Genomic DNA, 12029 nt, shown 5'->3' with positions numbered 1-12029 from the left:
GCCTAGCGCAGCTTGAGGGTCGAAAGCCCGATGAGCGCCAACAGCACCGCGATGATCCAGAAACGGATCACCACCTGGCTTTCCGTCCAGCCAAGCTTCTCGAAATGATGGTGTATCGGCGCCATCAGAAACACGCGCTTGCCGGTCAGCTTGAACACCGCCACCTGGATGATCACCGAAAGGATCTCCACCACGAACAGACCGCCGATAATGGCGAGCACGATCTCGTGCTTGGTCGCCACGGCCACGGAACCGATCAGGCCGCCCAGCGCCAGCGAGCCGGTGTCGCCCATGAAGATCGCCGCCGGCGGCGCGTTGAACCACAGGAAGCCGAGCCCCGCGCCGATCACCGCACCCAGGATCACCGCCAGCTCACCCGTGCCCGGCACGAAATGGATCTGCAGATAGTTGGCGAAAATGGCGTTGCCCGAGAGATAGGCGATCACCCCGAATGACGCCGCCGCCACCATCACCGGCACGGTCGCAAGCCCGTCGAGCCCGTCCGTCAGGTTCACCGCATTGCCCGCCCCCACGATCACGAAGGCCGCGAACGGAATGAAGAAAATTCCCAGATTGAGCAGAAAATCCTTGAAGAAGGGAAAGGTTAGCGACGAGGAAAACGGCGCCTGCCCCGCCTGCATGATGGTCCAGGCAGCAAGCCCCGCGATCAGGAACTCCGCCGACAGCCGCGCCTTGCCCGAAAAGCCCAGATGCGACTGTTTCGTTACCTTCAGATAGTCGTCATAAAAGCCGATGGCGCCGAAACTCACCGTCACCATCAACACAACCCAGACATAAACGCTGGAAAGGTTCGCCCACAGCGCGCACGAGCCCAGAATGCCCGACAGCATCATGAGCCCGCCCATGGTCGGCGTACCGGCCCTTCTTGAAATGGGTCTGCGGCCCGTCAGCGCGGATCGGCTGTCCCTTGCCCTGCCGCACCCTGAGCGAGGCGATGATCATCGGCCCGAACAGAAACACGATCAGCGCCGAGGTGATCAGCGCTCCACCGGTGCGAAAGGTGATGTAACGGAATACGTTGAAGACCGAAACTTCATCGGCCAGTTCAACGAGCATCATGAGCATGGATCAGTCCCCCGTCGCCGCGCCCGCATAAGTGTTTAAAAAGGCGTCGACCAGTTTGTTGAAGCCGATGCTCTTCGAAGATTTGATCATCACGGCGTCGCCGGGCTTCACCGCATTCACCACGAGATCGCGCAGATCCTCCGTCGCATCGCGATGTTCCACCGGCAGCCCCTCCGGCAGGGCCGCAGCCAGCGCCTTCATCTCGGTCCCGGCAAGAAAAACAAGATCCGTGCCCGCTTCCGTCACCATTTCGGCAAGCCCCGCATGCAGCGCTTCCGCGTGCTTTCCAAGCTCGGCCATGTCGCCAAGAACGGCAATGCGCCGCCCACCTTCTCCAACATCCGTGCGCCTGAGCAGATCGAAGGCCGCCGCCATCGAGGCCGGATTGGCATTGAAACTTTCATCGATCAGCGTGAATGCACCACCCTCCAGCATCAGCCGATGCTGCGCGCCGCGTCCGGCTTCGGAGCCGAAAGAGCCAAGCGCCATTGCCGCCTTCTGCACATCAGCACGCGCCAGATGCACCGCGCCCAGCGTCGCCAGAGCGTTCTGCACCATGTGCCGCCCCGGGGCACCGAGGCGCACTTCCAGCTCCTCGCCATCGATCTTCACGGCAAATGTGGATGAACGCGCCCCGCATTCGGCATGCATGAGCCTGATGTCGGCGCGCGCATTCTCGCCAAAGCCGGCAATCGTCTTCACCCCGGCCTCGTCGGCAATCGCCGCAAGCAGCTTCCAGCGTTTGTCATCGCGATTGACAAGCGCTGCCCCGCCCTTGACCACGCCTTCGAAAATCTCTCCCTTGGCGCGGGCAATTTCATCGACATTCTTGAAAAAGCCCAGATGTGCCGCCGCCACCAGCGTCACCACCGCGACGTGCGGGCGCACCATCTTCACCAGCGGTCGAATTTCATCCGGGTGGTTCATGCCGATCTCGAAGATCGCATAATCGCAGTCCGCCGGCATGCGCGCCAGCGTCAGCGGCACGCCCCAGTGGTTGTTGAACGAGCGATCCGCGGCATGGACACTGCCGCAGGCAGAAAATGCCTGGCGCATCATGTTCTTGGTCGTCGTCTTGCCCACCGATCCGGTCACGGCCACCACCTTTGCAGGGGTTCTAAGCCGCGCGGCACGCCCCAGATCGTTCAGCGCCTCAAGCACATCGGGCACCACCACCATCGGCACGGCCAGCCGGCCAAGAGCGGGCAATTTCGCTTCCGATACAACAAGCACCGATGCGCCGGCGGCCATGGCTGCGGTGGCGAAGTCGTGCCCGTCGAACCGCTCGCCCTCAATGGCAAAGAACGCGTCGCCCGGCTGAAGCGTCCGCGTATCGATGGAAATTCCCGTAATCGCAGGTGCCGGCTGACCAAGCGGCCTGCCGCCCGTCGCCTGCACCAGCGCCTCCTGTGTCCACAGCACGCTCATCCGTCCCGCTCCGCGAGTGCGGCACGCACTTCCTCATGATCGGAGAAATGATGCTTTTCGCCGGCGATTTCCTGTCCTGTTTCATGCCCCTTGCCGGCAACGATCAGCGTATCGCCCTCTTCAAGCATCGCGACAGCAGCGCGGATCGCTTCATGCCGGTCGCCGATCTCACGCGCACCCGGTGCCGCCGCCATGATGGCCGCGCGGATTGATGCGGGGTCTTCCGAGCGCGGATTGTCATCCGTCACAATCGCCACATCGGCCAGCCGCGCGGCGATCTCGCCCATGATGGGCCGTTTGCCGGTGTCGCGGTCACCGCCACAGCCGAAAACGACGATCACACGACCGGTGGTAAAGGGCCGCACCGACTGCAACACCTTCTCCAGCCCGTCGGGCTTGTGCGCATAGTCGACATAGACCTGAGCGCCATTCGCCGCCGTGCCAACCAGTTCCAGACGCCCGGAAGCGCCCTTGAGCTGTTCCAGCGCGGCAAAAACGTTTTCCTCGGAGGTACCGGTGCTGATCGCCAGGCCCGCCGCAACCAGCGCATTGGCCACCTGAAAATCGCCCGCAAGCGGCAGGTCGATCTCGAAAATGATCCCGTCCACGTCCACTTCGGCCCGCTGGCGATGGCGCTCATGTTCGACCCGCTTCAACGTCAGAAACGCTCCCCTGCGCCCCACGGTTCGCACATCCAGCCCAGCCGCCTTCGCAGCCGCAACGGTCGGATCGGACCATTCATCGTCAGCGAAGATGACCGCCGGCGCGCCTTTGGGCAACAGCGTGTCGAAGAGGCGCAGCTTCGCCCTGTGATAGTCCTCGACCGTGGGATGATAATCCATGTGATCGCGGCCGAGATTGGTGAAGCCGGCAGCCGATAGCCGCACCCCGTCGAGACGGCGCTGGTCGAGACCATGGCTTGAAGCCTCCATGGAGGCATGGCTCACCCCGTCTCCCGCCAGTTCGTCGAGCAGGCGATGCAGCGCAATCGGGTCGGGTGTGGTCAGCTCGCCATACTCGTCTCGCCCAGGCGCCACCACGCCGGTGGTGCCGATGCTGGCCGCCGGCAATCCGGCGTGCTCCCAGATCTGGCGGGTGAACGAGGCGACAGAGGTCTTGCCGCTTGTGCCGGTGACTGCAACCATGGTTTCCGGCTGGCGCGAAAACATCCGCGCAGCGCACAGCGCCAGCGCATGTCGGGGATCGTCCGTTTCGATCACCGGTATTCCCGGATCAGCGGAAAGGGCGCCCGGTGCAGTCACGATGGCAATAGCGCCCTTGCGGGCGGCTTCCTCGGCAAATGCCGCGCCATTTGCCTTGGCTCCGGCCAGGGCAAAAAAGAGTTCACCGGCTCCAACTTTTCGCGAATCCGCTGATATCCCCGGAACATCCGCATCCGCCGGCATGTGTCCCTGTTGAGGAAGAATGTCCGCAAATTCACTGAACTTCATGTGGCCCCGGTGCTCTCATTCCTGTTTCGTCCTTTCGGCGCGTTGCCGACTCACTGCTGTGAAATCAGCAAAGCATCACTTTCTTGACCGAATTCAGGCTTCACGCCAAGCAAAGGTGCGGAACGGCGAATGATGTTGCGCACCATCGGTGCTGCGTTCAGGCCGGCCGTGGCGCCAATTCCTTCGCGTTCAGGCTTCGGTTCGTCGATGAAGACAAGCACCACATATTCGGGATCGTCGACCGGAAACCCCGCGATGAAGGCGTTGAAACGCACGCTGCTCGAATAGCGGCCATTGACCACCTTCTCAGCCGTACCGGTCTTTCCACCAACGTAGTAGCCCTCGACCTCGGCGCGCCGGCCAGACCCCTTTTCCGAGTTCAGACGGAAGAGATAGCGCATTTGCGCGCTGGTTTTCTCAGAGATCACCTGCGTCGCGATTTCGTTGGCTTCCGCTTCCGAGCGCGGCAGAAAGGTCGGTGGGATAAGCTTGCCGCCATTCAGCATCGCAGCCGCCGCCATCGCGGTCTGAAGGGGGGTCGTGGCCACGCCGTGCCCGTAGGAAATGGTGATCGAGTTGATCTTCTTCCATTCCTTGGGTTCGGTCGGGTGCGCGATTTCGGGCAGCTCCGTGGACATGCGGCCAAGCAGGCCAATCTTGTCAAGAAACGCCCTGTGCCCGTCGATTCCCACCACATCCGCCATCTTGGCAGTGCCGATATTGGAAGAATAGATGAAGATTTCGGGAACGCTCAGCACCCGGCGCTTGCCGTGAAAATCGTTGATCGTGAACCCGCCGATCCGGATCGGGCGCGTCGCGTCGAAACTGTCATTAATGCTCACCAGACCGGAATCGAGCGCCATTGCCGTGGTGAAGAGCTTGAAGGTGGAGCCCATCTCGAACACGCCGGCAGACATCCGGTTGAGCCGGTCCTTGTCCAGCGCGTTGACCGGGTTGTTCGGGTCATAGTCGGGCACCGACGCCATGCCCACCACTTCGCCCGTATCGGCCTTCAGCACCACAGCGCCAGCCGCAATCGCCTTGTAGCGCTCCATGGCCTGTACGAGTTCGTCGCGGATAATGTGCTGAACGCGCAGATCGACCGACAGCCGGACCGGCTCCAGATGCCCTTCGACCGCCAGGCCCGTGGCCTGCAGGTCCGCCAGCCCCTGGTCGTCCACGAACTTCTCGATACCGGCAATGCCCTTGTTGTCGATGTTCACGAGGCCGAGAATATGCGAAGCCGTCGGACCACCGGGATAAAACCGGCGCTTTTCGGTACGGAAGCCGAGACCGGGCACGCCAAGCGCCAGAATATCGGCCTGCTGGCGCGGCGAGAGCTGGCGGCGCAGCCACACAAATCCCGCATCGCTGTCCAGCCTGCGATAGGTCTGCTGATAGTTGAGATCCGGCAGAACGGTGGAGAGTTTCTCGATCGCTTCATCGATGTCCACGATGCGGCGGGGTTCTGCAAAGAGTGACGCCGTCTTGATGTCCGTCGCCAGAACCTCCCCATTTCGGTCCACGAGGTCGGGTCGCGAGGCTGTCACCCGCGCCACAGGCAGGCTCGCCTCTGGCTCCTCCTGCATGGCCAGATGCACGAGGCGACCGCCGATCGCCGCATAGATGCCGAAGATCACCGCCATTGCCATCACGACACGGTTCTGGGCCCGCCCGCCCCGGGTCTTGCCGGCGCCATCCATCACGATGGTCGCCGCGCCCCGGCGCACGGCGCTGGTGGCCACCCCGCCCATCAAGTCACCTGCACCAGTCATGGCTGCACCGCCCCGGTTGTCGTCTGGTCGGGCTCCGTGCCGGCATCGGCCATGTCGTTGACGAGCCCTTCAATGGTCAGGGTTTTCTGCGGAAGGTCGAAAAACTCGGCGATGCGCGGCGCTTCCACGGGCTCAAGCCCGAGTTCATCCTTGTATGTCTCGGCCAGTTGCTGCAGTCGCGCAGGCTGTGTCAAAAGGCTCCAGTCCGCCTTGAGGATGTCGATTGAATCCTCTTCCAGTTCGGCCTGCCGCTCGATCTTGCGCAGTTCTTCATATTTGGCTTCGGCGTCATGCTTGGTCTTGTAGGTAAATGCTGCCGCCGCCAGCATGACCGTGATCAGCACAATATCGCTCGTGCGAAACATCCTTGCCCCTACCTCTCACCTGCACGCGTCGGCCGCGGGAACCGCGACAGACCGACAATGTCGAAATCAACCTCTCCGGCTGGCGCCTCAGTGCGCACAGCGAGCCTGAGCCGCGCCGAACGCGCTCTCGGATTCCGCTCCGTCTCTTCGGACGAAGGTGCAACAGGCTTTGCCGGTTTCCGGAATGTTGGTGCTGCGCCGTGCACCTCGGGCAGATGACGTGATCCGCCCTGCCCGCCAGCGCGCTCGACCATGAACCGCTTGACGATCCTGTCCTCCAGCGAGTGGAACGTCACCACGACGAGGCGGCCGCCCGGCTTCAGCACCCGCTCGGCGGCGAAGAGCGCACGCGCCAGCTCGCCCAGTTCGTCATTGACGTAGATGCGCAGGCCCTGAAAGACGCGGGTTGCCGGATGAATTTTCTCCTGCGGGCGGCGACCGACGATCTTCTCCACGGCGTGCGCCAGATCCAGCGTTGTCTCGAACGGCTTTTCGGAGCGAAGCCTCTCCAGCCCCCGCGCGATACGCCCTGCCTGACGCTCCTCGCCCAAAATGCCGAAGATCCGCGCCAGATCGCCCGCCTTCATGGTGTTGATCACATCGGCAGCGCTCAGCCCCGTGCGCTCCATGCGCATGTCGAGTGGCCCATCCTTCTGGAAGGAGAAGCCCCGCACCGCCTGATCGATCTGCATGGACGAGACACCGATGTCGAGCACCACACCATCGACCTGATCGTCGACAACTTCATCAAGCCGGGAGAAACGGTTCTCAACCAGATTGAGAGAACCCTTCCATGTCTCAACCAGCTCCTGTCCGGCAGATATTGCAGTAGGATCGCGATCTATCGCGGTGACATTGGCACCGCTCTCCAGAAGCGCACGCGTGTAACCGCCGGCACCAAAAGTGCCGTCGATGAAATGCGCACCATCAAGAGGCTGAAGAGCGTTGAGAACTTCACGCAAAAGAACCGGAATGTGGCGGGCCGGTCCGCCACCGACCGGGCTTTCGCCGCCGGGGCCCGCCATCATTCCGACTGACCGGCAGTTCGGGCCGATGTGGCCGCCTGCCGGAGCTTCAGAAGCCGTTCGCGCACTGCCTGCCCATGGGCCTTCAGCCGCTCCGGCTCCCAGATCTGAAAAAAGAGCCCTCGGCCCACGAAGGCCACATCCTTCGTGATGCCCGTGTGCTCGCGAATGAAATCCGTCACGGTGATGCGCCCATCCTGGTCGAGTTTCAGAAACGCACCGTCGCCATGAACGAAAAAGGACATGTCGTCCGCCGTCTGCAGAAACGGGTCCTCCTGCGCGATCCGCTCCTCGTAGCGGTCGAGCAAATCGAGACCGCCCACATCCATCGCCGGAATGTCGAGCGCCCGAAGCGCATAGAGTTCGGTAAAACCACGTTTTTGAACGACGGAGCGGAAATGCGCCGGCACGGAGACCCGACCCTTGGAGTCGATCTTGTTGACTGCATTCGACAGAAACCGGTCCATGACGCGTCGCGGCCAACAGGCCCGTGCCCCTTTGCATCTCTTCAGCCGCGATCAGATGCGGCTCTCCGAACATTTGCCCGCCCCTCTGCAAGGGTGAATCCCACCTGCCACGCCGCCCTGCAAAAAAGGCCGACATGAAGGGGACCCGTACTCCAACTGCAACGAAACGCTGATTTGTTTTATGGGGTACCATGGGCCGATATGGGCGTCAACGGGATTAAGCTTCACTTCGACCCCCATGACAGGCATTTTTGACAGGCATCGGGCCACCGTCATTTATCGTGCATTAAGGCTAACAAAAGGTTAGTAAGGGGCCGGGCCGACCGGCCGCCAGAATTCCGAAACGTCCACGAGAAACATCATGACCGACAGCCAGAACGCCCGCGCGGCAAGCCTTTCGCACCTTCACTCCGCGAAGCTTTCCAGGGGCGACCCGCTTTCGACACCCATTGTCATGAGTTCCGTTTTCCACTTGCCTGGAGATCCTGCCGGTGCCCGGCAGTATGGCCGTTTCGACAGTCCCACCTGGGAAGCGGTGGAGGCTGCCCTCGCCCATCTCGAAGAGGCGGAAGCGCTCGTCTTCCCATCCGGCATGGCCGCCATTTCGTCGGTGCTGCTCGCCCTTCTTTCGAGCGGTGATCGCGTGCTCATTCCCTCCGATGGCTACTACACGCCGCGTGTCCTGCTCGAAAAACACCTGACCCGGCTTGGCATCGGCTACGACACGAGACCGACCGCGACATTCCTCGATGGCGGTTTTTCCGGATATGGCATGGTGCTTGTGGAGACCCCGTCCAATCCCGGTCTCGATGTCTGTGACATCGAGGCGGTCGCAAAGGCTGCCCGGTCCGAAGGAGCGATCACCGTCGCCGACAATACCACCATGACCCCCTATGGCCAGCGCCCGCTGGATCTGGGCATCGACATCGTGCTCGCCTCCGATACAAAGGCACCGAACGGACATTCGGACGTGCTTTTCGGCCATGTCGCCAGCCGCAACGCAAAAATGATCGAAACGATCCGTGAATGGCGCAAGCTGGCCGGCGTCATCCCCGGCCCGTTCGAAGCATGGCTGGTGCTGCGCGGTCTTGAAACGCTGGAAGTGCGTTTTGACCGCATGTGTTCTTCCGCCGAGATCATCGCATCTCGCCTTGCAGATCATCCGATGGTCCAGTCGGTGCGCTATCCCGGCCTCAAGGATGACCCCTCGCATGCTCTGGCCAAAACACAGATGCTCCGTTCCGGTTCGCTCATCGGGCTGACACTCGCTTCGAAAGAAAAGGCGGAGCGCTTCATCGACACCTGCCCGCTCATCGAGGCAACCACCTCGTTCGGAAGCGTTCACACCTCTGCCGAGAGACGCGCGCGATGGGGTGACGATGTGGCAGAAGGTTTCGTTCGACTGTCGGTCGGATGCGAGCCGACAGAGACACTCTGGGAGGCGATCGACACCGCTTTGAAAACGACCTGAAATGGTCGGGAATTCTGCGAAACGACGCCGAAATCCATCGAATTCCGGCAAAACCTGCAAAATTCGGAAAAATGCGCCAGTCGGTCTGTAAGCCGGGTTCTGTATGGCTGCATCGCCCGAAAACGATGCAACGTGACGGCCATTCCTCTGGGACCGATGTTACCATCGGCCTCAAGCAACCTACCCGAACGGCTGGGCCGGAAAATGCCCTGAGGGTCGCCCCTCGCGCCATTCCTATTCGGTCTTGCTCCCGGTGGGGTTTACCATGCCGTCTCCGTTACCGTCGACGCGGTGGGCTCTTACCCCACCCTTTCACCCTGACCCCGCCAGCATTTCGGTTCCCGGCAAGAGCCTGAAAAAGAACCGAAAAACAGGCGGGGCGGTCTGCTTTCTGTGGCACTGTCCCTGGGGTCACCCCCGCCGGATGTTATCCGGCACCGTTTTTCCATGGAGCCCGGACTTTCCTCGCAAACAGCCTTTCGGCTCCCGTCCGCGCGGCCGTCCGACCGACTGGCAGGTCGTATAAAGGGTTTCGCGCGCAAAAACGCAACTCAAAACACATGGAATTGCGCACGAAACCCCGTATTTCCGGACCTATTGCCCGAGAATACGCTTCACCTTGGAGCAATAGCGCGAAGAAATCGGATTCATGCGCTTTGCGCCATGGCCGGCATTGTATTTGAGAATCGTACCGCAGGTCGTGCCACCACCAAGCTTGTGCGCCTTGGCCAGGTACTTCATCCCGTATTTGATGTTGGTATCGGGATTGTAGAGCCCCTTGGTCGAACCGCGATAACCCATCATGCGCGCCGTCGCCGGCTTGATCTGCATGAGGCCGATTTCACCAGCCGCACCCCGTGCATTTGCGCGGAAATTGCTCTCCACCCGAACCACCGCATTGGCCAGCGAAACCGGTACGCCATAAGCCGAAGCGTACTGGGCAATGATGGTATGATAGGTTCCGCCCTTGCCCTTCTTGCGCACGGTGGACTTGACGGCGGCCTTCTTGCCTTTGGGGGCAGCAGCCTTCTTGTCCGGCTTGATCGAGGCAGTGGTGGTCTTGTCGACCTTGCCTGCCTGGGAACCTTTTCCGCCGCGAATGATTGTAAGAAGGAGGTTGGGCGCCTCTTTGCCATTCTTTGCTTTCGCCGCGCTCTTCTGCGAAGCGCTGGCGGCAGCGAGCGAGCCCGTGCCTGTCTTTTCCGAAGCAAAAGACAACGACGTTGCGGCGCTGACAGCGATCGCTGCCGCGAGGAAGATTTTGATGTTCATTTCGACCCGTAAATCTGTGCCGCAGCCATCGGGCGCGGCAGGTTTTGTTTTTCACGAGGCCGGGACCTGGTCCCACGACCTCAACACGGGTCGGTGTTTTGCAGGCAAAAGGGAGACAAAAAAGGCGCTTCAATTCAATAAATGTGAATTGATGTAATTTTGCGCCAGTCTTGGGAGTGAGTGACCGTCAGGGAGAAGAATCAATCACAGATAAATTATACAACAATTTGCGCAAAGTTTCGCATGTCTCCGTGTCAGCCACGCCAGTAACCTCTAAAGGTCTGAAATGGCGCTGGAATTCCCGCACGACTGTTTGTGTGGATTTGTCGTAAACTCCCGAAACAGCCACCCCATATCCGAATCGGGCAAGCAATCTCTGCAGGGCCGGCACCGCCGGCCCATCCGCCCCCGGAACAAGGCAGCGCCCCCCTTGAACGGGACCGGTTGCCACAAAATGGCCCAGTCCCGCAGCAGCCAGACGCTGCCAGGGAAAGTTTTCGCCGGGGTCAACCTTGCGACCTGGCGCGATGTCCGAATGGCCAAGAACACGGCAGGCAGGGATGGCATGGCGGCGACAGATGTCGCGACCGAGTTGAAGCACCGCTTCTATCTGGATGTCGGGAAAGTCTGGCAGCCCCTGTGCGTGGCCGGGATTGGCGATCTCGATGCCGATGGACCAGGAATTCACATCGTCGCGCCCCTGCCAGCTCCCCCGGCCTGCATGCCATGCGCGGTCAGCTTCGCGGACCATCTGCACGATCCGCCCGTCTTCATGGACGAGATAGTGGCTTGAAACTTCACTCTCCGGCGCGCAAAGCCAGTCCTGTGCGCCCTGCCCCGTTTCCATTCCCGTGTAGTGCAGAATGAGCGCATCGGGAACACACCCATCTCGGCGTTCGCCGAAATTCGGCGAAGGACAGACCTCCGCTCCTTTGAAATCGGGTTCAAACGAGGCAGGCTTCACAGTATCCACGCTCAAGCACGCACCTGCGCTTTCTCGATGCTCTCATACGCAGCATTGATAGCCGCAAGACGGGTGTTGGCAATGGCCAGAAATTCTTCAGGCACCCCACGCGCAATCAGCTTGTCGGGATGGTTCTCGGCAACCAGTCGACGGTATTGGCGCTTGATTTCGACGAATGGAGCCCCCTGCTGCACTCCGAGCACGAGATAGGGATTTCCATCGCCCCTGATCGCATGCCGCGACAGGATCTGTTCGAAATGATCTTCACCAATATCGAAAATCTCTGCAACACGCTGAAGAAACGCCGTTTCCCGTTCGTGGATCACGCCATCGGCCTTTGCGATATGGAAGAGCGCGTCGAGAATATCTTCAAGAACCATGCAATTGGGCCCGCCATAGCCGCAGAGATTTGCCATCTGATGCGCATAGGCTTCAAAGCCTGCAACGTCCTGCTGCGCAAGGCCGTAGAGCCGTGCGACATTGGCCTGCTCATCGCGCGGGACCGAGAAAATCTCGTGAAACGCCTGCACCTCGTCCTGCGTGACAACGCCATCTGCCTTGGCCATCTTGGCCGAGAGAGCGATGATTGCGACCGAAAATGCGACACGCCGGCGCAACTGCGGATCGCCCTCGAACACCGTGCGAATGGCCTCGACCATCGCCGACAGTACATTGCCGGGCGCGCTGGTGATGAAATCTGTAATTCGGTCCCAAAACGTCATGCG

10 protein-coding genes, 1 other RNA gene and 1 pseudogene are annotated in these 12029 nt (G+C 61.0%); 1 reads left to right on the top strand and 11 read right to left on the bottom strand.

Features of this window, described 5'->3' with window-relative positions; genetic code table 11:
* Positions 1-2 precede the first annotated feature (2 nt).
* The 7 genes and pseudogenes from mraY to mraZ form a co-directional block, all read right to left on the bottom strand.
* Positions 3-1086 (bottom strand): annotated as a pseudogene (mraY, locus tag AB2N04_RS09680) (phospho-N-acetylmuramoyl-pentapeptide-transferase).
* A 3-nt stretch (positions 1087-1089) separates the two neighbouring features.
* A complete protein-coding gene (locus AB2N04_RS09675; RefSeq protein WP_367718570.1) occupies positions 1090-2514 on the bottom strand; it encodes a UDP-N-acetylmuramoylalanyl-D-glutamyl-2,6-diaminopimelate--D-alanyl-D-alanine ligase in 1425 nt (474 codons plus the stop codon).
* Complete coding sequence (locus tag AB2N04_RS09670) at positions 2511-3965, bottom strand: UDP-N-acetylmuramoyl-L-alanyl-D-glutamate--2,6-diaminopimelate ligase (protein WP_367718569.1); 1455 nt, start codon at positions 3963-3965, stop codon at positions 2511-2513. Before AB2N04_RS09670 ends, AB2N04_RS09675 begins: the two co-directional genes overlap by 4 nt.
* Before the next feature lie 50 nt (positions 3966-4015).
* Positions 4016-5740, bottom strand: coding sequence for a peptidoglycan D,D-transpeptidase FtsI family protein (locus AB2N04_RS09665; RefSeq protein ID WP_367718568.1), 1725 nt, complete (start codon positions 5738-5740; stop codon positions 4016-4018).
* Positions 5737-6105: a hypothetical protein gene (locus AB2N04_RS09660; RefSeq protein WP_367718567.1), complete on the bottom strand. Its 369-nt coding sequence runs from the start codon at positions 6103-6105 to the stop codon at positions 5737-5739. The genes AB2N04_RS09665 and AB2N04_RS09660 overlap by 4 nt, the downstream gene beginning before the upstream one ends.
* 8 nt (positions 6106-6113) lie before the next feature.
* Positions 6114-7133, bottom strand: a complete 1020-nt coding sequence (gene rsmH / locus AB2N04_RS09655) for a 16S rRNA (cytosine(1402)-N(4))-methyltransferase RsmH (RefSeq protein WP_367718566.1) — start codon at positions 7131-7133, stop codon at positions 6114-6116.
* Positions 7130-7597 (bottom strand): division/cell wall cluster transcriptional repressor MraZ, encoded by a 468-nt coding sequence (gene mraZ / locus AB2N04_RS09650; RefSeq protein ID WP_367718565.1) that lies wholly within the window; start codon positions 7595-7597, stop codon positions 7130-7132. Before mraZ ends, rsmH begins: the two co-directional genes overlap by 4 nt.
* 361 nt (positions 7598-7958) lie before the next feature.
* On the opposite strand from mraZ, the gene AB2N04_RS09645 reads away from it, so the two are divergent.
* The gene (locus tag AB2N04_RS09645) at positions 7959-9068 is read left to right on the top strand and encodes a cystathionine gamma-lyase (RefSeq protein ID WP_367718564.1); all 1110 of its coding nucleotides are present in this window, start codon (positions 7959-7961) and stop codon (positions 9066-9068) included.
* Positions 9069-9140: 72 nt separating this feature from the next.
* Here AB2N04_RS09645 and rnpB read toward each other — a convergent pair.
* From rnpB to AB2N04_RS09625, 4 genes are all read right to left on the bottom strand, one after another.
* Positions 9141-9582, bottom strand: an RNA gene (gene rnpB, locus AB2N04_RS09640) — RNase P RNA component class A.
* A gap of 80 nt (positions 9583-9662) precedes the next feature.
* Complete coding sequence (locus AB2N04_RS09635; RefSeq protein ID WP_367718563.1) at positions 9663-10340, bottom strand: lytic transglycosylase domain-containing protein; 678 nt, start codon at positions 10338-10340, stop codon at positions 9663-9665.
* Between the two features lie 187 nt (positions 10341-10527).
* Positions 10528-11319, bottom strand: a complete 792-nt coding sequence (locus tag AB2N04_RS09630) for an N-acetylmuramoyl-L-alanine amidase (RefSeq protein ID WP_367718562.1) — start codon at positions 11317-11319, stop codon at positions 10528-10530.
* Positions 11316-12026 carry a TerB family tellurite resistance protein gene (locus AB2N04_RS09625; RefSeq protein WP_367718561.1) on the bottom strand — a complete coding sequence of 237 codons (711 nt, stop codon included), beginning with the start codon at positions 12024-12026 and terminating at the stop codon, positions 11316-11318. Before AB2N04_RS09625 ends, AB2N04_RS09630 begins: the two co-directional genes overlap by 4 nt.
* Positions 12027-12029 lie beyond the last annotated feature (3 nt).

The sequence above is a fragment of the Nitratireductor sp. GISD-1A_MAKvit genome (assembly GCF_040819555.1).
GTDB lineage: Bacteria > Pseudomonadota > Alphaproteobacteria > Rhizobiales > Rhizobiaceae > Nitratireductor.
Note: the sequence above shows the minus strand (reverse complement) of the source record. Positions and strands in the feature narration are given on the sequence as shown.